General features: G+C 66.1%; 16 protein-coding genes and 1 tRNA gene. 10 read left to right on the top strand and 7 right to left on the bottom strand.

The annotated features are described in order from the left end of the window. Window positions 1-38: 38 nt before the first annotated feature. Window positions 39-2,807 (top strand): ABC transporter permease subunit, encoded by a 2,769-nt coding sequence (locus ON33_RS13570; RefSeq protein ID WP_040858864.1) that lies wholly within the window; start codon window positions 39-41, stop codon window positions 2,805-2,807. Window positions 2,808-2,809: 2 nt separating this feature from the next. Beyond that, entirely contained in the window at window positions 2,810-3,541 is a 732-nt protein-coding gene (locus ON33_RS13565) for an ABC transporter ATP-binding protein (protein ID WP_040858863.1), read from the top strand. A 73-nt stretch (window positions 3,542-3,614) separates the two neighbouring features. On the opposite strand, the gene ON33_RS13560 is transcribed toward ON33_RS13565, so the two are convergent. Then, window positions 3,615-4,358, bottom strand: coding sequence for an IclR family transcriptional regulator (locus tag ON33_RS13560; protein ID WP_245550514.1), 744 nt, complete (start codon window positions 4,356-4,358; stop codon window positions 3,615-3,617). Between the two features lie 565 nt (window positions 4,359-4,923). On the opposite strand from ON33_RS13560, the gene ON33_RS13555 reads away from it, so the two are divergent. The 3 genes from ON33_RS13555 (at window position 4,924) to ON33_RS13545 (ending at window position 9,004) form a co-directional block, all read left to right on the top strand. Beyond that, entirely contained in the window at window positions 4,924-6,897 is a 1,974-nt protein-coding gene (locus ON33_RS13555; protein WP_040858861.1) for a flavin-containing monooxygenase, read from the top strand. After that, a complete protein-coding gene (locus ON33_RS13550; RefSeq protein WP_040858860.1) occupies window positions 6,894-8,087 on the top strand; it encodes an NADH:flavin oxidoreductase in 1,194 nt (397 codons plus the stop codon). Before ON33_RS13555 ends, ON33_RS13550 begins: the two co-directional genes overlap by 4 nt. 65 nt (window positions 8,088-8,152) lie before the next feature. Beyond that, complete coding sequence (locus ON33_RS13545) at window positions 8,153-9,004, top strand: SDR family oxidoreductase (RefSeq protein WP_040858859.1); 852 nt, start codon at window positions 8,153-8,155, stop codon at window positions 9,002-9,004. A gap of 49 nt (window positions 9,005-9,053) precedes the next feature. Here ON33_RS13545 and ON33_RS13540 read toward each other — a convergent pair whose 3' ends face one another. Further along, window positions 9,054-9,575 (bottom strand): nuclear transport factor 2 family protein, encoded by a 522-nt coding sequence (locus tag ON33_RS13540; protein ID WP_040858858.1) that lies wholly within the window; start codon window positions 9,573-9,575, stop codon window positions 9,054-9,056. A 161-nt stretch (window positions 9,576-9,736) separates the two neighbouring features. On the opposite strand from ON33_RS13540, the gene ON33_RS13535 reads away from it, so the two are divergent. Both ON33_RS13535 and ON33_RS13530 read left to right on the top strand, forming a co-directional pair. After that, a complete protein-coding gene (locus ON33_RS13535; RefSeq protein ID WP_040858857.1) occupies window positions 9,737-11,440 on the top strand; it encodes a 3-ketosteroid-delta-1-dehydrogenase in 1,704 nt (567 codons plus the stop codon). Between the two features lie 452 nt (window positions 11,441-11,892). Continuing rightward, on the top strand, window positions 11,893-13,128 hold the full coding sequence (locus tag ON33_RS13530; protein ID WP_083868927.1) for an NADH:flavin oxidoreductase: 1,236 nt from the start codon (window positions 11,893-11,895) through the stop codon (window positions 13,126-13,128). Window positions 13,129-13,386: 258 nt separating this feature from the next. Here ON33_RS13530 and ON33_RS13525 read toward each other — a convergent pair whose 3' ends face one another. From ON33_RS13525 to ON33_RS13515, 3 genes are all read right to left on the bottom strand, one after another. Beyond that, window positions 13,387-14,103, bottom strand: coding sequence for an alpha/beta fold hydrolase (locus ON33_RS13525; RefSeq protein WP_040858856.1), 717 nt, complete (start codon window positions 14,101-14,103; stop codon window positions 13,387-13,389). 35 nt (window positions 14,104-14,138) lie between these two features. Beyond that, window positions 14,139-15,104 (bottom strand): alpha/beta hydrolase, encoded by a 966-nt coding sequence (locus ON33_RS13520; RefSeq protein ID WP_040858855.1) that lies wholly within the window; start codon window positions 15,102-15,104, stop codon window positions 14,139-14,141. Between the two features lie 145 nt (window positions 15,105-15,249). Next, the gene (locus ON33_RS13515) at window positions 15,250-16,260 is read right to left on the bottom strand and encodes a GlxA family transcriptional regulator (protein WP_040858854.1); all 1,011 of its coding nucleotides are present in this window, start codon (window positions 16,258-16,260) and stop codon (window positions 15,250-15,252) included. Between the two features lie 78 nt (window positions 16,261-16,338). Between ON33_RS13515 and ON33_RS13510 the strand changes: the two genes are divergently transcribed. The 3 genes from ON33_RS13510 (at window position 16,339) to ON33_RS13500 (ending at window position 18,575) form a co-directional block, all read left to right on the top strand. Beyond that, on the top strand, window positions 16,339-16,935 hold the full coding sequence (locus ON33_RS13510) for a TetR/AcrR family transcriptional regulator (protein ID WP_157184522.1): 597 nt from the start codon (window positions 16,339-16,341) through the stop codon (window positions 16,933-16,935). A gap of 141 nt (window positions 16,936-17,076) precedes the next feature. Then, window positions 17,077-18,318 (top strand): cytochrome P450 family protein, encoded by a 1,242-nt coding sequence (locus ON33_RS13505; RefSeq protein ID WP_040859195.1) that lies wholly within the window; start codon window positions 17,077-17,079, stop codon window positions 18,316-18,318. 185 nt (window positions 18,319-18,503) lie between these two features. Beyond that, window positions 18,504-18,575 (top strand) — tRNA-Val (locus tag ON33_RS13500). A gap of 383 nt (window positions 18,576-18,958) precedes the next feature. Here the strand turns inward: ON33_RS13500 and ON33_RS13495 are convergent. Beyond that, window positions 18,959-19,330 carry a hypothetical protein gene (locus ON33_RS13495; RefSeq protein WP_040858853.1) on the bottom strand — a complete coding sequence of 124 codons (372 nt, stop codon included), beginning with the start codon at window positions 19,328-19,330 and terminating at the stop codon, window positions 18,959-18,961. Further along, window positions 19,327-19,476, bottom strand: coding sequence for a hypothetical protein (locus ON33_RS41185; protein WP_157184521.1), 150 nt, complete (start codon window positions 19,474-19,476; stop codon window positions 19,327-19,329). The genes ON33_RS13495 and ON33_RS41185 overlap by 4 nt, the downstream gene beginning before the upstream one ends. Window positions 19,477-19,701 lie beyond the last annotated feature (225 nt).

Genomic DNA, 19,701 nt, shown 5'->3' with positions numbered 1-19,701 from the left:
GTCAAGGGTAACAACAGGATTCGGCCAGAGAGATCGCGATGACAGACCATCTTTCCTACCTTGTGCTCGGCCTCGGAAACGGGGCGGTGTACGCGGCGATCGGGCTCGCGCTCGTGATGACGTTCAAAAGTTCCGGAGTGGTGAACTTCGCGACCGGCACCATCGCGTTGTACACCGCGTACACCTATGCCCTGCTCCGCAAAGGGGAGTTGCTGGTTCCGATACCGGGGCTGCCCAAGTCGGTCCATCTCGGTGGGCCCTTGGATGTCGCTCCGGCCATGGCGATCTCTCTGGTCCTCGCCGCCGTCCTCGGCGTGCTCTGTTACGCCCTGGTGTTCCGGCCGATGCGGACCGCATCGGCGGTGGCGAAGGCCGTCGCGTCGATCGGCCTGATGATCGTGATTCAGGCGCTGATCGCACAACGCGTCGGCACCGGCTTGGTCGCGGTCAAGCCGATCTTCTCACTGGAGACCTTCCGCATCGGAGGCCGAACCGTACCCGCCGACCGGATCTGGCTCGCGATGTCGATCGTCGGACTCGCCATCGTGGCGACCGTCCTGTTCCGCTTCACCCGCTTCGGCGTCGCTACCGAAGCTGCCGCGGAGTCCGAGAAGGGTGCGTATCTGACAGGTCTGTCTCCGGATCGGATCGCGTTCGGCAACTGGGCATTGTCGTCGGTGGTCGCGGGCCTCGGCGGCATCTTGATCGCGCCGCTCGTCGCGCTGAATCCGGTCGCCTATTCGATGTTCATCGTGCCGGCGCTCGCGGCGACACTGGTCGGCAATTTCGGTTCGATCTGGCTGACCGTTGCCGCGGGCATCGTGATCGGCGCACTACAGGCCGAGGCGACCAACCTGCAGGGAATCTATGACTGGATACCGGATTCCGGCACCGCCGAGGCGATTTCGCTGCTTCTGATCCTGGGCTTCCTCGTTGTGAGGGGCCGGGCTCTGCCCGACCGCGGCAGCGTGGTACGCAAAGCGCTCGGGCGCGCACCGCGACCGGATCACATCGCGGTTCCGGTGGCACTGGCTCTGATGGTGGCCGTCGCGGCGCTGACGGCGACCTCGGGAAGCTACCGCGCGGCTGTCATCAGCAGCATCATCTTCGGCGTACTCGCGCTCTCCCAGGTGGTCGTGACCGGATACGCCGGTCAGATCTCTCTCGCACAGCTCACTCTCGCGGGTGTATCGGCCTACATGTTGAGCGTGCTGAATCAGCATCTGGGAGCGCCGTTTCCGTTCGCGCCGATCCTGTCCGCACTGTTCGCGACCGCTGTCGGGGTGGTAGTCGGCATGCCCGCGCTGCGCGTGCGCGGTCTGCCGCTCACCGTGGTGACCCTTGCTCTGGCGGTATTCGTCGAGGCTTTCTGGTTCCGCAACCCAGGCCTCAATGGCGGTGTGGCGGGCGCCCCGATCGATACCCCGCGCTTGTTCGGGATCGACCTCGGAATCGGTGCGGGACACGCATATCCGAGGATCGCCTTCGGCGTGCTGTGCCTGGTGGTACTCACCGTGGTCGGGCTCGCCGTCGCGTGGCTGCGTCGGAGCAGTCTCGGCACCGACATGCTCGCAGTCCGCGCCAACGAACGATCGGCCGCGGCCGCGGGAATCGATGTCGCCCGCACCAAGCTGATCACCTTCGCGATCGGCGCTTTCATCGCCGGCCTGTCGGGAGCCCTGCTCGGATATCAGCAAACCCTGGCCACGCCCGAACCGTTCACGGTGTTCGCCGGAATCGGGCTGTTCGCCATCATGTACGTGGCGGGCGTCACCTCGATCACAGGCGCGATCCTGGCGGGTCTCATGGCTCCGGGAGGTGTGGTCTATCTATTGGTCGACCGCTTCCTGCACATCGGTGACTACTATGCGGTGCTCAGCGGAGTCCTGCTCATCATCACGGTGATGACCAATCCCGACGGCATCGCCAGCCGGCTGCCACGGGTTCCTTGGCCCACGGTGCGCCGCGCTACTCATACACCACCCGGCGACACGGTGCTCGACCGGCGGCCGCCGCGCGATCCCGCCACCGCGCTGCTGTCGGTCAATGAGGTCAGCGTGTCCTATGGTGCGGTCGCTGCCGTATCGAATGCGACGTTCGAGGTGTTCCCCGGCGAGATCGTCGGGCTCATCGGGCCCAACGGTGCGGGCAAGACGACCCTGATCGACGCGATCACCGGCTTCGCACCGGCGACCGGGGCCGTCACGCTGGACGGTACTGCTGTCGGCGATGCACCACCGCATGCCCGCAGCCGAGCCGGTCTAAGCCGCAGCTTCCAGGACGTGGAGCTCTACGACGATCTCACCGTGGCGGAGAACGTTCGCGTCGGAGCTGCCCGATCGCGCTCTGAGCATCCTGTGGCACAGCGCGTTTCGCACATTCTGGAGGTGCTCGGGCTGAGCGGGATGGCCGACGCCGCGGCGTCCTCGCTGTCGCAGGGCCAGCGTCAGCTGGTCTCGGTGGCTCGGGTGCTGGCCGCCGCCCCTGCCCTCGCGCTGCTGGACGAACCCGCCGCCGGTCTGGACAACAACGAAAGCCGTTGGCTCGGAGACAAATTGCGTTCTGTCCGCGACGACGGCACCGCCATTCTGCTGGTGGATCACGATATGGAGCTGGTTCTCACCTTGTGCGATCGGGTGATCGTGCTCGATCTCGGAAAGATCATCGCCAGTGGGACACCGGAATCCATCCGGGCGAATCCGGAGGTGCTGCGCGCCTATCTCGGCGTCTCGGAAGAAGCGATCGACACCGAGCGCGAAGCCCTGCCCGAACTGCAGTCCGGCGCTCTCACCGTCCAGGAGGCATAGCCATGACACATATTCTGGAATGTCGCGATCTCAGCGCCGGCCACATCAGGCAGCGACCGTGTCTGCACGGGGTGGATCTCGGCTTGCGAGCCGGTGAGATCACCTGTCTGCTGGGGCCGAACGGAGCCGGGAAGACCACGTTGTTGTCGACCCTGGCCGGACTGCTGCCCCGGGCGGGCGGGGAGATCCGGGTCGACGGGCATGATCTTGCCGGGGGACGTCCCCAAGCCGCGGTGCGCGCCGGGGTGGTGTTGGTACCCGACGATCGCGCGCTGTTCCGGCAGCTGAGCACCCGGCAGAATCTGCGGCTTGCCGTGGCCGACCGGGCCCGACGGCGTCAAGCGACCGACGAGGTGCTCGAGTATTTTCCAGCCCTCGAGAAGCGGCTGTCGGTCGATGCCGGCCGGCTCTCGGGTGGTGAACAGCAGATGCTCGCCATAGGTCGCGCGATTCTGCAGCGGCCCAGGGTATTGCTGATCGATGAGTTGAGTATGGGCCTGGCTCCCGTCATCGTTCGCGAGATCCTCGATGTGCTGCGCACACTCGCCGACGGGGGGATGAGCGTGCTACTGGTGGAACAGCATGTGCATATGGCGCTGGGCGTCGCCGACAAAGCCACGATCCTGGTGCACGGGAAGGTGGCCGACTCCGATACCGCAGCGGCTCTTCGTGACGACCCGCGCCGGATCGAGCGGGCCTATCTCGGCGCGGGCGCCGGGCTGGAAGTGAGCTAGGCAGAACGACATGCGGCCCGGCGCGATTCGCTCCGGGCCGCATGTCGTTGTGGCGGGCACGGTCAGCGTGCGATCAATGCGATGCCAGATCGGCGGCCACGCATCGATCCCAGATTTCGCGCGCCGCTATCCGTACCGGACCGACCAGCTTGCGATAGTCGAGCGCAGTCACCGGCGCGCAAATCGAAATGCCGGCGAGATTGCCGTAAATGTGATCCGGCGGGCCGATGGAGACGCCTATACAGCCGAGTCCGGCGAAGGCCTCACCACGGTCGTAGCCAGCGCCGCGGTCGCGTACGGCGGCGAGGTCCTCTCGGAGCTGGGCATCGGAAGTGATGCTCTGTGTGGTGGCCCGGACGAGTTCACCGCTGCTGGTGTGCTTCAGTCCGAGCACCACCTGCGGGTCCTTGGTCACTTCAGCGAAAGCCAACTGTGCTTTTCCGACGGCGGTGAGATGTGCGGGCACGCGCTGGCCCACCGCGGTGGGGGTGGGGCCGGAGGACCGACCGTTGACTTTGGCGAGGTAGACGGTGTCGCCGTGATCCACCACCGCGAGCTGGATGGTCAGCCCGGTTTTCTGGGCGAAGGCGTGCATCACCGGGCGGGCGCTTTGCAGGAGGCGATTCTGATTCAGTGCGGCCTGACCCATTTCATAGGCTTTGACGCCGAGCTCATAGGTTTGCTCGGGCGAGCGGGCCAGCCAGCCGGCTTGCGCGAGTTGTTCCAGGAGCCGGTGCGCCGACGATCGAGGCAGACCGGTCTGGGCGGTTACCTGGGCAAGGGTGAGCGGACCTACACCATTGAATGTCTCCAACACGAGAGATATCCGCTCGATTACCGAGACCGGGACCCCGGCAGCGCTTGTTGTTCTCACCAGACCTCCCACCAGCCACCACGTCGCTGTGATACGAGCCACGGTACTACCCACGCGTATGGCGCTTCAAACCACCGTGACGAGCGCGGATACCACCATGGCACGAGCGCGGGACCGTCATCTGACGCACTTCCCGATGAGCGAGAAAACGCGCCATCCGAATCTGCCGCCGACCGCTCCGGCCCGCCGACGCCTCGGTGGCTGATGCGCGATGTGCCCTTCGGGCAGGGCCGTTCCGATTCGCTGTCCCATTGAGCGGAAGGGCGGCCCGAGCGCGGCTATAACGCGGCCACGATGAAGGCCGGGTATGAACCCCGACACAGCAAGAGCGGAAAGCGATCATGGCACACACACGACTCGAGCCGAGAAGGCCCTTGTCACCGGCGTGACGCATCTGCCGGCCGACGGCTACGAGAGCCGGCGCGGCCGATAGCCGCTGGACTTCGGCACACCCTCGAATCCACGAGACATTCGCCCGTACGGGCATGCCACTCCCGGAAGGTAACTCATGACCGACACCGTCGTCGACGACGTCTCCGCCCCCGCCGATCGAGAAGCCGCATTGCACCGGGCGATCGAGGAATGCGAGGCGGCGCCGCTGCTGATGTCGATGGTGCACGTGACCGGCGATGTCGGGCTCCTCGACGAATTCGGGCCACGTCTGACCATCGAGGAACCCGGCAATCACTACCGCACCGGGACTCGGCCGGCAGTTCCGCCGGGAACCTACCCCGATGATGTCGTGGCTGATGTCCGCGCGCGCGCCCGCGAGGTACTGACGCCGGATTCGGTTGCCGCGCTGGAGGTCCCGGACGAAGACTTGTTTCAGCGGATGGCGATCGTCTGCACCGCGCAACGGGTGGACGCCGAATTCGTCCCGATCCTGTTGGAACAGGCCGGATTCATCAAGGACCAGCGCCATGTTCCGGTGACGGTCGCCCCGCCCGCCGATTTCGAGGTCGTTGTCATCGGTGCCGGCATCGTCGGCATCAATGCCGGAATCAAACTGGGGGAGGCGGGATTTCCTTTCGTCATCTTCGAGGAACGCGACGACATCGGCGGAACCTGGCAGCGCAACACCTATCCCGGCGCGGCAGTGGACACCCCGAGCCACTACTACTCGTACTCGTTCGAGCTCAACCCGAATTGGTCGCGCTACTACCCGACCGGTCCCGAGTACCAGGACTATCTGCTCGGTGTGGTGGACAAGTACGAGCTGCGCGAGAGCATCCGCTTCGGCACGCGAGTGCGCTCGGCTACCTGGCTGGCGCAGGAGAACCGCTGGGAGGTCGTGACCGAGGATCGGCACGGCGTGATGACGGCCCATCGGGCCCGCGCGGTGATCACCGCACTGGGGATGCTCAATGCTCCCAACATTCCCGACGTGCCCGGAATGGGCACCTTCGCCGGGACGCTGGTGCACACCGCCGACTGGGACACCGGCATCGACCTGCGGGGCAAACGCGTCGTTGTCCTGGGAACCGGCTGTACGTCGGTGCAGGTCGTGGCGAGCATCGTCGACGAAGTAGAGGCTCTGGACGTGGTCGTTCGCAGCCCCCACTGGCTCGTGCCGGAGAAAACCGTCGGCGGTGGGGTGCCGGCGGGCGAGAAGTGGGCGATGGCCAATTTGCCCTTCTACGACAAATGGTTCCGACTGCGTACGTACTGGTTCGCATCGGACAACCTGTACCCGATGCCGCGGATCGACAAGGAGTGGGCTGCCACCCACCTGTCCGCCTCGCCGGCCAACGACATGGCGTTGCGTACCGCGCAGGAGTATCTGCGTGACAGCTTCCCCGACCGGCCCGATCTGATCGAGAAGCTGACCCCGGACTTCCGGCCCTACGCCAAGCGGATCGTCAAGGATCCCGGCTTCTTCAAGGCGTTGAACCGCGCACATGTGACCTTGCATCGCGCATCGTTCGAGCGAATCACACCGGAGGGTGTCGTCACCACCGACGGCGCCTTCATCCCTGCTGACGTGATCATCCTCGCGACCGGATTCAAACTCCAGTTCACCACCACGATCGACATCACCGGCCGTGACAACACGACCTTGGCGCAGCTGTGGAAGGGCGGTGAGGATCCACGTGCGTATCTCGGTGTGCAGGTGCCTGGATTCCCGAACCTGTTCATCACCGCCGGACCGAACTCCGCGCCGAATCACGGTGCGGGACACAATATCACCGGTGAGGAACAGGTTCACTACATCATCGAGTGCCTGCAATACCTGCTCGAACACGACCACGCGGCGATGGACGTCGAACAGCAGGCGCTGGACGACTACAACCGGCGCGTCGACGAAGCGCTCGACGAGACCGTCTGGGTGCATCCCGGCGCGCAGATCAACGGGTACTACCGCAATACGTCGGGGCGGGCCGTCGTGCCATGTCCGTGGCGCCTGGTCGATTACTGGACCATGCTACGCGCCCCCCACCCCGAAGATCTGATCTTCCTGCCGCATCGAGAGGCTCTGTCGTGAACCAAAATTCGATCCCCGATGTACTCGCCCCAGCTCGACTGGGACCGGTGACCCTGCGCAACCGGATCATCAAGTCCGCCACCTTCGAGCACATGGCCCCCGGGGCACTGGTCAGCGATGAACTGATCGACTTCCACCGCCGGGTCGCCGCCGGCGGCGTCGGCATGACGACCGTGGCCTACTGCGCGGTGGCGCCGGAAGGCCGCACCGAGGCGGACCAGATCTGGATGCGCGAGGAAGCCGTTCCGGGTCTGCGGCGGCTCACCGACGCTGTCCATGCCGAGGGCGCCGCCGCATCGGCCCAGATCGGCCACGCGGGCCCGGTTGCGGGTGCGAAGTCCAACGGGCTTCCCGCGCTGAGCGCCTCGCGGCGCATCAGTCCGATGGGTCCGCAGGTTACGCGCGCGGCGACCGTGGCCGATATCGAGCGAATCCGCACTGCGCACGGCGCAGCGACGCGGTTGGCCATCGAATCCGGTTTCGACGCAGTCGAGATCCATTTCGGCCACAACTATTTCGCGAGTTCCTTCCTGAGCCCGATCCTGAACCGGCGCAAGGACGACTACGGTGGTTCGTTGCGCAATCGCGCCCGCCTGGTGCGTGAGGTCGCCGCCGAGGTGCGTGAAGCAGCCGGTGACCGCATCGGGGTAGTGGCGAAACTGAATATGGACGATGGCGTGCCCGGTGGCTTCTGGCTCGACGAGGCGATCCAGGTGGCGCAGTGGCTCGAGGCCGACGGCAGTCTCGACGCCATCGAGCTCACCATCGGCAGCTCCTTGCTCAACCCGATGTATCTGTTCAAAGGCGAAGCGCCACTCGACGAGTTCGCCGCAGTCATGTCCCCGCTGATGCGGTTCGGAATGAAGCTGGCGGGCAAGTTCTTCCTGCACAACTACCCGTACCGGGATCTGTTCATGCTCGACGCCGCACGGCAGATCCGCGCGAATGTCTCTATGCCCCTGGTTCTTCTGGGCGGCATCACCGACAAGGCCGCCATGGACACCGCGATGGCCGAGGGTTTCGAGTTCGTGGCGATGGCTCGCGCTCTGCTACGGGAGCCGGACCTGATCAACCGGATTCGTGAGGATCACGAGAAGAAGTCCTTGTGCATCCATTGCAACAAATGTATGCCGACGATCTTCTACGACACGCACTGTCCGCTCGTGCTCATGAACCCGACTCGACAGTGACCTTGCGATGACAATTCGGAGCGGATGCGCTTCGATGCCGACAACAATGGAAGACAGGTGATTCAGTGGGCGTGTACGCGGTGACGGGGTCGGCCTCCGGGATGGGGCGGGCCGTTGCGGAGAAACTGCGAGAGCGCGGGCACACCGTGCTCGGCGTTGACCTGCGGGATGCGGAGATCGTGGCCGACTTGTCGACCCCGGCCGGTCGCCGCGCCGCCGTGGACGGCGTGCTCGCCGCGGCGGACGGCCATCTCGATGGCGCCGTCCTCGCCGCGGGTGTGGGGCCGGCTCCCGGGGCCGAACGCGCTCGACTGATCTATGAAGTGAACTTCGGCGGGGTCGTCGAACTGCTCGAGGGCTGGCGATCGGCTCTGACTGCCGCATCGGAGCCGAAAGTCGTTGTGTTCGGCAGCAATTCGACAACAACTACGCCAGCGGTTCCCGGTCGAGCGATTCGCGCCCTGCTGAACGGCGATACGTCCAAGGCGCTGCGGGCGGTCCGGATCTTCGGCCGGCACGCCCCGTCGATCGCCTACGCGGCCTCGAAGATCGCCGTGAGCCACTGGGTGCGCCGCCAGGCGGTGACCGAGCACTGGGCCGGACAGGGGATCCGGCTCAATGTCCTGGCTCCCGGCGCGGTGCTGACCCCATTACTGGAAAAACAACTCGCCACCCCGGCCGAGGCGGCCGTGATCCGCAGTTTCCCGGTACCGATCGGTGGTTTCGGCGACGCCGGTGATCTCGCGGAGTGGGCGGTGTTCATGGTGTCACCGGCCGCGCGGTTCCTGTGCGGCAGTGTGGTATTCGTCGATGGGGGTAGTGACGCGTACTTCCGGGCAGACGACTGGCCTCGCTCGGTTCCGCTGCGGGGGCTTCCCGGATATCTGTGGCGTTTCCGGGGTTTCGGCAAGCGCTGACCGGTCGGGTCCCGTACGAGGGACGGGACCCAGCCTATTGTCGCTGATGTTATGGGGCCGAACCGATTTCGGGCAGTAGCATTTGCGTGCACCATTCGAGTTCGGCCTCGCTCAGGGTGCCGAGTTCCATGGCCCGTCGACACCATGTCGGAATCAGCTGAGCGAACTCGGCCGGATCGTAGATGTCCTCTTCCTTGGAGAATTTCCCGTCTCCCGCGTAGGTGAGGATGCTGATGTTGTCGGCACCCAGCTGCGAGCCGTCACCCGGATCGCGCATCAGATTGTTCAATTTGACCACGATGACGCCGTTGAGATCGTCGATCAGGTGCCAGTAATCGGGGAACGACGTCATCGCAGCGCCGGGAAAGTGCGCCAGGGTGGGTTCCACCCATGCCCAGATGGCGTCGGTGCCCTTCAATACGCCGACCATCTGCTCGTGGTATTCGGCGTCGGGTGTGAACAGGTTGACGAATTCACGCCAGCTGCCTTCTCCCGAGGCGGCCCGGTCCACGGTCGTACGCCACGTCTGGAACGCCGATTCCAATTCTTCCCTACTCCATGTGCTGCTCATGCGCTGACACTAACCAGGTATGTAGGCATGTGATGGAAGGCTTTACCGCTCAGTGGAATTCGAACAGAACCTCCCGCTGAATGGAACGCCACGCTCCACCGCAATTCGATCGAATCTATCTTCGTGCGATCTGTCCCACGTTGCGAGCGGAGTTTCGAATCATGGCGAAGAAGCGGATGCCTCCGCTCGTGACCGCCCACGAGGTAAGCGTCGATCTGCTCGTGATCGGTTCCGGCACCGGCATGGCCGCCGCGCTGACGGCCCACGAGCTCGGCCTGTCGAGCGTGATCGTAGAGAAGACCGCCTTTATCGGCGGATCGACCGCGCGGTCCGGCGGCGCGTTCTGGATTCCGGGAAATTCCAGCCTCCCGGACAGCGATCCTGCCGCCCTCGCGGAGGCGGGAACCTACATCCGGTCGGTGGTGGGCGACTCGGCTCCGCCCGAGCGCGGGCGGGCGTTCCTCTCGGCAGGCGCGGCCACGGTCTCGATGCTGGAGCGAACCACACCCATGCGGTTCTTCTGGGCGCGAGGCTATTCCGACTATCACCCGGAGGAGCCCGGCGGGCGCGCCGAAGGGCGCACCTGCGAGTGCCGCCCGTTCGATGCCTCGGTGCTGGGCGCGCAGCGCCCGCTGCTGCGCGCCGGCGTGATGGAAGCCCCGGTGCCGATGCCGGTCACCGGCGCCGACTACAAGTGGATGAATCTGATCGCGCGTAAGCCGGTGAAGGCGTTGTCACGCATCCTGCGGCGCGCGGCGCTGGGAATCGGCGGCATGTTGATCGGGCGTGAATACGTGGCCGGAGGACAGGCTCTGGCGGCCGGCCTGTTCGCGGGTGTACTGCGGGCCGGTATTCCGGTGTGGACCGAGACCGGTCTGGTCCGGCTCCTCCACGACGAAGGCCGAGTCACCGGCGCGGTGCTGCGCCAAGGCGAGCGCGAGGTCACCGTGACCGTACGCCGCGGCGTCGTGCTGGCGGCGGGCGGCTTCGACCACGACATGACGGCCCGCCACAAATTCCAGTCTCCGCGCTTGGACGACGACGCCAGCCTCGGTTGTGAAGGCAACACCGGCGACGCCATCACTGCCGCACAGGAATTGGGAGCCGGGACCGCTCTGATGGATCAAGCATGGTGGTTCCCTGCCTTCGCCCCACTGCCCGATGGGGCCCCTCCGGTGATGCTCGCGGAACGCTCGCTACCGGGATCGTTCGTGGTCGACCAGACCGGTCGGCGTTTCGTCAACGAGGCCGTCGACTACATGTCCTTCGGGCAGGCGCTGCTCGAACGGGAGCGCCAGGGCGATCCGGCCGAGCAGATGTGGCTGGTGTTCGATCAGCGCTACCGCGACAACTACATCCTTGCCGCGCAGTGCTTTCCGCGTCAGCCCCTGCCCCGCGCGTGGTTCGAGGCGGGTATCGCACATCGTGCCGACGATCCCGCCGCGCTGGCGCGGGCGATCGGCGTGCCGGTGGACGTGTTCACGAAGACCTTGCAGAACATGAACCGCTACGCCGAAACCGGTACGGATCCGGAGTTCTCGCGTGGCCAGAGCGCCTACGACCGCTATTACGGCGACCCCACCGTGACACCGAACCCCAACCTGGCGCCACTGAGCAAAGCGCCGTATTACGCGGTCAAGATGATTCTCAGCGACTTGGGCACCTGCGGCGGTGTGGTCGCCGACGAGAGCGCACGGGTACTGCGGGAAGATGGCAGCGTCATCGAAGGCCTCTACGCGATCGGTAACACTGCGGCGAATGCCTTCGGCACCGCCTATCCCGGTGCCGGTGCCACCATCGGTCAGGGATTGGTCTTCGGGTATATCGCGGCGAGGCATGCCGCCGCCGCACTGCCCGGGGAATGAGGAGTCAGCAGTCGAGAAGGGACCGGGGACGACCGCTTGACGGTCGTCCCCGGCTTTCGCATGTTCGGTGTCCCATGCGTGGGCTGCTCTGGATGTGAATCTTTGTCCCGGCCACGAATCAGGCGTCAGCGCTGGCGACCGTGGCGACCATCGTGCCCCGAGGCTCGCTCGGATCCGGCTCTCGGACGCGACGCAGGCGGCGCTAGGGGGCTCGAGTTCCGTTCTCCAGGCGTCGATGCGCAACTCGGGGACAGGGGTCCGGGCTCCCTGTTACATTGATTCAATCACTGATTGAATCGTTGATTGAGGCCATGGCTGGCTGATCCCATGACAGAGAAGCTCGCGTTGTCAACCTGGGGTCGGTCGCGTGAGCAGGAGACGTCTCAGGCGGCGTTCGCCGCGTTACGTGAGTTCTCGGCGGCCGAATCGAACACTTTGTCGAAAGAGAAGAGATGACCGACACCGAAACGAGCATGGTGTTCACACCGGCCAAGCTCGGCCCATTGACATTGCGCAACAGGGTGATCAAAGCAGCGACCTTCGAAGGTCGGACCCCTGACGCGCTCGTGACCGACGATCTGATCGCCTTCCACAGCGAGGTGGCGGCCGGCGGGGTCGGAATGACAACCGTCGCCTACTGTGCAGTCGCGCCCGGTGGTCGCACCGACCGGCACCAGATTTGGATGCGTCCCGAGGCCGTCCCCGGTCTGCGGCGGTTGACCCATGCGGTCCACGCAGAAGGGGCGGCCGTCAGCGCGCAGATCGGGCACGCGGGTCCCGTAGCCAATGGGGCCTCCAACCGGTCGCCCACGCTCGCACCGAGCCCCATGTTCAGCCCGTTGGGAATGAAACCTATGACCGTGCCGACCGAGCACGAGATCCGTGAACTTGTCACGGCCCACGCCACGGCCGCGCGTCTCGTCGAGGAATCAGGATTCGATGCGATCGAAATCCATTTCGGCCACAACTATCTGGTCAGCTCGTTCCTGAGCCCACTGTTGAACCGGCGCACCGACCGCTACGGCGGGTCCGAGCAGAACCGGGCGCGGCTCGCCCGCGAGATCGCGCTGGCAGTGCGGGAAGCCGTGAGCGATCGGGTGGCGGTGACCGCGAAACTGAATATGGAGGACGGCTTCCGGGGCGGGTTGACCATCCCGGAGTCGCTGCAGGTGGCCGCGTGGCTCGAAGCCGACGGCGCCTTGGACGCGCTGGAATTGACCGCGGGCAGTTCGCTGTTGAATCCGATGCTGTACTTCCACGGGGACGCGCCGCGGCGGTCGTTCGCGAAAGTGCTTACCGTCCCTGCGCGTTGGGGGTTTCGGGCGATCGGCCGATGGTTCCTGAGGGACTACCCGTACCAGGATGCGTACCTACTCGAGCGGGCTCGTCACTTCCGGCGAGAGTTGACGATGCCACTGATCCTCGTGGGTGGCATCACGAACCTCGATACCATGCGGCTGGCCATGACGGAAGGCTTCGACTTCGTCGCAATGGGGCGAGCGCTGTTGCGCGAACCGAATCTGCTGCACCGCATCCAATCCGAAGCATCAATTCGGTCAGCGTGTATCCATTGCAACGAATGCATGACCACCATCTACACCGGCACCAGATGTGTGTATCGGCCCTCCATTCCCGCAGCCGCCGCGCCGCTGCCGATTGTCACCACAGGTCAGCAAGTCCGAGAATGAGCGGGGGCCGTTCGACGTTGTCGATGTCGTCCGTGGGAATCGACCGGAAGCGTTTTGTGGCAACTTTGTTCAGCAGAGACAGGACCGCGGTTTCGGAGGTGCCGAAGCGCGTCGCGAGCTGTGCGCTGCAGTCGCGGGTGGTTTCGAGTTCCTGCAGGTCAGCGCATTTGGAATAACGCCCAGCTAGAACCACTCGAACGGCCGGTTCATCGCCTAGCGCGATGAACCGGCCGTTGCCGTTGTGGCGAAACGCGGGATTCAGCGGTGTGAGGACTTCGCTGCGGTCGCGATCAGATCGGCGACCGCGGTCGGCCGGGAGACGGACACCGCGTGGGAGGCCGCGACCTCCACCGTGTGGGAGCCGGCGCGCTCGGCCATGAAGCGCTGGGCCTCGATCGGAATGTTCTTGTCCGCGGTGGTGAGCAGCGCGTAGGACGGGATCGCCCGCCAGGCCGCGGCGGTCGCGGGTTGCTGCAGGGCGTCGAGGGCGACCGGACGCTGGGTGATCGCCATCAGCTCCGCGGTCGGGGCCGGGACGTCGGCGGCGAATTGCTGTGGGTACTCGTCCTGACGGATGTACAGTTCCGTGCCGGTGCTGCCGTCGGGCAACGGGTACGGCGCGGGACGTGTGGTCGGGCCCAGCGTCGAACCGGGGAACCTGTCGGTGAGTTCCAAGGCGGACTCGCCCTCGGCCGGAATGAAGGCCGCGATGTAAACCAGCGCTGTCACAGCGGATTTCGCGGCGGCGGCGACCGAGATCACGCTGCCGCCGTACGAGTGGCCGACCAGGACTATCGGGCCCTCGACGGTGTCCAGCACCGAGGCGAGGTAGGCGGCGTCGGAGTCGAGACCCCGCAGCGGGTTCGCCGCGGCGAGGACGGGAAAGCCCTGGCCGCGAAGCTGCTCGATGACGTCGTTCCAACTGGCGGAGTCGGCGAACGCGCCGTGCACGAGCACGATGGTGGGAGTTGTCACGAACTGGGTCCTTCGAGTGCGGGGGTGCGGGCGGGTCAGGCCGGGTACAGGGCGGACTTCAGGACCGAAACGGCCTGGGCCACAGCCGCTGTGGCCGCATTGGTGTCGTGCATGGCGTTGACCATGACGAAGTCGTGGATGATGCCGCCGTAGCGCACCTGGGTCACCGGCACTCCGGCGGCGCGCAGCTTGCCGGCGAAGGCCTCGCCCTCGTCGCGCAGCACATCGTTCTCGGCGGTGATGACCAGCGCCGGCGGGAGGCTGGTCAGTTGCTCGGTGGTGGCACGCAGTGGGGAAGCGGTGATCTGGGCGCGATCCTCCGCGCTGGTGGTGTACTGGTCCCAGAACCAGCGCATCCCCTCGCGGGTCAGGAAATAGCCCTCCGCGAACTTCTCGTACGACTCGGTGTCGAAATTGGCGTCGGTGACCGGGTAGAACAACACCTGCTGCACGAACGACACGTCGCCGCGCTCCTTGGCCATGAGGGTCAGCGCGATGGCCATGTTGCCGCCGACCGAGTCGCCCGCGATGGCGATCCGCGACGCATCCAGCCCCTTCTCGGCGCCCAGGGCGCCAACCCACTGCGCGACCCGATATGACTGCTCATTGGCCACCGGGTACCGCACCTCGGGGGAGCGGTCGTACTCCGGGAACACGACGGCGGCGTGCGCGCCGACGGCGAGATCGCGCACCAGGCGGTCATGGGTGTGCGCGTCACCGAACACCCAACCGGCGCCGTGCGTGTAGATGATCACCGGCAGCGGCCCGGTGGCGCCCTGCGGCTTGACGATCCGAGCCCGCACCGAACCGGTCGGGCCGCCCTCGACCGTGACCCACTCCTCGTCGACCTCCGGCTTGAAGATCGGCGAATCCTGCACCGAGTCAACGGCTTTGCGCCCCTCCTCGGGCGGCAGCTGGTACAGGTAGGGCGGATTGGCGGTGGCCTCGACGAACTGCTGCGCGGCCGGTTCCAGCGAGATACCCAACGGGTTTGCCGTCATTGCGGATGTCCTTCGTGCTCGGATGGTCGATGAAGTGGTGCGGTCGGGCCGCGGCGGCAACAGCGATGAACCGCCCTGCCTCACATCCAGTTTCATCCCGGCAACCCGCTGCGCGCCCCGCTCAACCGGCCGTGAAAGCCTCCGATCAGGACACGGCGGGCATCGGCTCCAGCGCCGCGGTCGCCCCGGTCGACCGGAATCGCTGCTGGTACTTGCGGGGCGAGATGCCCAGCCGCGCAATGAAAGCGCGCCGCAGGGCCTCGCTGGTGCCGTAGCCCGCGGCCATGGCGGCTTCTGTGACGCCGCACCCGGCGTGCAGCAGGTCCCGTGCCACCCCGAAGCGGATGAAGGCCACGTATTCGGCGGGTGAGCGTTCCAGCTCCGCGCGGAACAGGCGCGTCAGATGACGGGCGCTGACCTGGGCATGGGCCGCCAGCGTCTGCACCGTGTGCGGGAAGGCCGGATCGGCGCAGATCGCATCGACCACCTTGCGGATCAGCGGACTGCGCGGCGCGGGACCGGCCAGTGATGCCGAGAATTGGGACTGCCCACCGGCCCGCTGCATGTAGACCACCAGCAACTGCGCGACCTGCCGGGCGGCATCGGCGCCGTGATCCTCCTCGACCAGGGCCAGTGCGAGATCGATTCCCGCCGCCACCCCGGCCGAGCTGTACAGGTTGCCGTCACGCACGAAGATCGCGTCCGCGTCGACCTTGATCGCCGGGAATCGCCGGGTCAGATCAGCCGCGAACTTCCAGTGCGTGGTCGCGCGCCGGCCGTCGAACAGACCCAGCTGTGCCAGCACGACGGCACCGCTGCAGATACTGGCCAGCCGCCGCGTGTTGTACGACAGCTGCCGGGCCGCCGAGAGCAGCTCGGGCGTCACGAATTTCGCGGGCGGTAGCTCGCTGCCCGGCACGATGACCGTGTCCAAACGCCCCGCATCGGCCGCGGCCGCGTGCACCTCGATTCGGGTGCCGATGGAGGTCTGCACCGGTTTCCCGTCGGCCGACAGCAGGACCAGCTCGTACCCCGCGACGCGCTGATTGGCCTCTACGAAAACCTCTGCGGGACCTACGAAGTCGAGCGTCTTGACGCCGTCGAAGAGCAGGATGCCCATGCGTCGGACGGGCACACCACGGAGAGTGTTGGACATGTCAACCAGTATTATGGAGGCGCGGCTCCAGAACAAGCGATGTGGGTGATGTCGCAGTTCGATTGGTACGGTGACGGCATGGCCAGGCCCAGACAGTTCAACGAAGCGGATCTGCTCGACGCCGCGACCGAACTGTTCTGGTCGAAGGGCTTCGACAGCACCTCGGTCGAGGATGTCTCCCAGGCGACCGGCGTCGGCAACGGCAGCATCTATGGTGCGTTCGGCAGCAAGCGCGGGCTTTTCCTGGCCGCCTTCGAGCGTTACTGCGAACGGCGTGCCCGGTTCATCCGCGATACCGTCCTCGGAGCGCCGGGCTCGGCGCGCACGGCCGTGCGGGTTCTCCTGCAGGCCGTGGTCGACGACTGCGCCGCCTACCCGGATCGGCGGGGCTGCCTGATGATCAACAGCATCGCCCAGCTCGGTGTCCGGATTCCCGAAGTCGCCGCCATCGGCACCCGGACCACGACGGCCATGGAACAGGCTGTCGCCGAGCGCCTGCGACGCACGCCGGGCAGCGATGGCGCCGACCTGTCGGCCATCAGCGGCAATATCATCGTGGTGGCCCAGGGCCTGATCCAGTTGAGCCGCTTGGGAACTCCCTCCGAACGGCTGCGCGACATCGCCGACGTGTCCTGTACGGCGCTGCCCGAGGCCTGGGCCGACGCCGTCGCCTGACCGCTCGCTCGGTCTCGTGGGAGGAAACGAGGCGATAGGCCTGCGCGGGAGCGCCGACGTCGGTAGGGTTGCCGTTTCCGCGTCCGGGATGTGCGGTGGTCGGCAGCGGGGGAGTGTCGGGCGCCGCGTGGAATGGGTTCGATGTCAGAGTCAGTGCGGTCGGCTGCCGGCCGGCACGCCGAGCAGGTCGATGCCGTCGGTGCGCGGGTGCCGATGTACACCCCGGAGTTCGCGGCGGACCCGCATCGGGCCTATCGCGAGATGCGGGAGAAGTTCGGGGCGATGGCTCCGGTGGAACTCGCGCCGGGAATCCCGGCCACGCTGGTGATCGGATATCGCACGGCGGTAAGGATTCTCAACGATCCGGACCGGTTCCCGGCCGATCCGCGATCGTGGCAGGCCGGGGTTCCCGCCGACTGCCCGGTGCTGCCGATGATGCAGTGGCGGCCGAATGCCCTGCGCAGCTCGGGGATCGACCACGCGCGGTATCGGCAGACCAGTACCGCGGGGCTGGCCGGGATCGATCGGTATCGGCTGCAGGGCACCGTGGAGCGGGTCACGGTGTCGCTGATCAATTCGTTCTGCGCGTCCGGATCGGCGGATCTGGTGCGCGACTTCGCGTTTCCGCTGGCCTTCCGGGTGCTCAACCAGCTGCTCGGCTGTCCGGTCGACATCGCGGGGCAGGCGGCCGAGGGGTTCCGCGCCATCTTCGAGGGCGTCGGCGCGGAACACGGCAACAAGCTGCTCGCGGACGCCCTGCTGCAACTGGCGCTGCACAAACGGGCACACCCCGGCGACGACGTCACCACCCGCATGCTGCACCACCCGACCGGGCTGAGCGACACCGAGATGGTGCACCAGCTGGCCACCCTTTACGGGGCGGGCATCGAACCGCAGCAGAATCTGATCGTCAATACGCTGCTGCTGCTCCTGGTGGACGACCGGTTCGGCAGCAGTGCCCTGGGCGGCAGCCTGTCCACCCGCGACGCCCTCGACGAGGTGCTGTTCGACGATCCGCCGATGGCGAACTTCTGCATCAGCTTCCCGCCCCGGGACGTGCTCATCGACGACTACTGGCTGCCCGCGCATCAGCCGGTCGTCATCAGCATGGCGGCGTGCAACACCGACCCGGCGATCCGCACCGGCCAGTTCACCGGCAACCGCTCCCACCTCGCCTGGGGTGCGGGCCCGCACGCCTGCCCCGCCAGCTCGCTGGCCTACCTGATCGCCCAGGAGGCCGTCGACCAATTGCTCGACGCGCTCCCAGAAGTCCGACTGGCGGTCCCGGCGCACGAATTGTCCTGGCGGCCAGGCCCATTCCACCGGGCCCTGACCGCGCTACCCGTCGTCTTCACCCCCTCCCCGCCGCTGCCGGAGCCATGAGTACTGCCGACCGGGCCGAAGTCTGTCGGCAGGGCCAGCAGTCGCAGTGCGTCGCCGCGGGCACGCGCGGTATGGACATCAGTCTGCCGCACCCGATTTGGTGTGACACCGGCTGGACGCGCTATGGTTCTCTCACCGGCGCGGCGGGAAACCCCGAGCCGGACAGCCGCTTCGGCGGCAGGCCTGGTTCTATAGCTCAGCGGGAGAGCACTCGCTTCACACGCGAGGGGTCGCTGGTTCGATCCCAGCTAGAACCACAACAAGGCGAAGCCGCGGGCCAGAGGGCCTGCGGCTTCGCTGCGAATTACTATCAACCCGAACCGCTTCAACCCTCGACCGCGTGTAGCCGAAATATCGTCGGTGCGGCAGGTATCTGAGGGGGCCATCGCCTGCGTACCCGGGACGAGCTTGTCAGGTCATGCCACAGAATGCTCAGCGGTGACAGAGCGGCGTGTCATCAGGTACCTGAACAATCCTGCCATCGTGTACAGGATCAACGCGAGGCTTATCAGCCAGGGGCTGAACTGATCTCGCAGTCGCGCAGAACCTCCGAACACATTCATGAATCGCACGACGCCGTAGGCGATTCCGAAAAAGCTACCCGTGCCATCGCGTACGCCACGCGCCGATACAGCCGCGGTCAGTCGGCGATGTCTGCCACTGCAGCACCATCGCAAACCACCCCGCCACCGACAGGCCCATGACCCATATCCGGGACCGCTGAAACCCCCCACGCCCGAGCGATATTCGCGATCAGGCACACGCTGGCCGCAGTCGCCAGCGAATCTCCGACTACGTTGGCCCAGTTGGCCAGATGGTGCTCAGCGGCTGCGTCGCTGGCGAGAAATCCGCGCAGCCGTGGATTTGCCAGCAGGTATCCCGCCGAGAACAGCGCCGACACGACGGTGACCGTCCGCGATTCCGGTCGGTCATGCCATTGCGAGGCCCGCGGGCCGGCAACCGTCGCGGACACGGCGCTCAACAGCAGGTAGCCGATCGACTCGGTGGTCACACCCAACCCTTCCATGCCTTTTTGCGACGCTGTTGGAATCCCTGACCGTCTTGCTGGTCATCGGGTTCCGGCAGCATCTGCCGCTGCAATTGTTCCGCCGCGGCCCTGATCAGCTCGATCAACTCGCCGGGGCTCAGCTCGGTCACGGCGATCGCAGACGAGCCCGCAGCGACCTCGTCGCTGGTAAGCCAAGCAGGCAGATCGAGTCCCTGCGGGAGAATATCCCCGCCGAAGCGGCCAAATTCGTGGACTCGCCGCTATCGGCCTTGGTGCGACAGCGCAAATCTGGTGAATCGAAGACAGTGATCGGGCAGCGGGTCCAATCCGAGCTGCATCAAGGCCCGCACACCCGCAGCCGTCGCCGAAGCGTC

Origin of the sequence: Nocardia niigatensis NBRC 100131, assembly GCF_000308655.1 — a bacterium.
Lineage (GTDB): Bacteria > Actinomycetota > Actinomycetes > Mycobacteriales > Mycobacteriaceae > Nocardia > Nocardia niigatensis.
The sequence above is the reverse complement of the archived record's forward strand: the minus strand, read 5'-3'. Positions and strand labels throughout refer to the sequence as shown.

Excerpts from the sequence above, each read along its gene's own strand:
- ON33_RS13565 (WP_040858863.1), top strand. The coding sequence starts at position 2,810 with ATGACACATATTCTGGAATGTCGCGATCTCAGCGCCGGCCACATCAGG.
- ON33_RS13530 (WP_083868927.1), top strand. The coding sequence starts at position 11,893 with ATGACCGACACCGAAACGAGCATGGTGTTCACACCGGCCAAGCTCGGC.
- ON33_RS13505 (WP_040859195.1), top strand. The coding sequence starts at position 17,077 with ATGTCAGAGTCAGTGCGGTCGGCTGCCGGCCGGCACGCCGAGCAGGTC.
- ON33_RS13535 (WP_040858857.1), top strand. The coding sequence starts at position 9,737 with ATGGCGAAGAAGCGGATGCCTCCGCTCGTGACCGCCCACGAGGTAAGC.
- ON33_RS13520 (WP_040858855.1), bottom strand. The coding sequence starts at position 15,104 with ATGACGGCAAACCCGTTGGGTATCTCGCTGGAACCGGCCGCGCAGCAG.
- ON33_RS13515 (WP_040858854.1), bottom strand. The coding sequence starts at position 16,260 with ATGTCCAACACTCTCCGTGGTGTGCCCGTCCGACGCATGGGCATCCTG.
- ON33_RS13570 (WP_040858864.1), top strand. The coding sequence starts at position 39 with ATGACAGACCATCTTTCCTACCTTGTGCTCGGCCTCGGAAACGGGGCG.
- ON33_RS13540 (WP_040858858.1), bottom strand. The coding sequence starts at position 9,575 with ATGAGCAGCACATGGAGTAGGGAAGAATTGGAATCGGCGTTCCAGACG.
- ON33_RS13510 (WP_157184522.1), top strand. The coding sequence starts at position 16,339 with ATGGCCAGGCCCAGACAGTTCAACGAAGCGGATCTGCTCGACGCCGCG.
- ON33_RS13555 (WP_040858861.1), top strand. The coding sequence starts at position 4,924 with ATGACCGACACCGTCGTCGACGACGTCTCCGCCCCCGCCGATCGAGAA.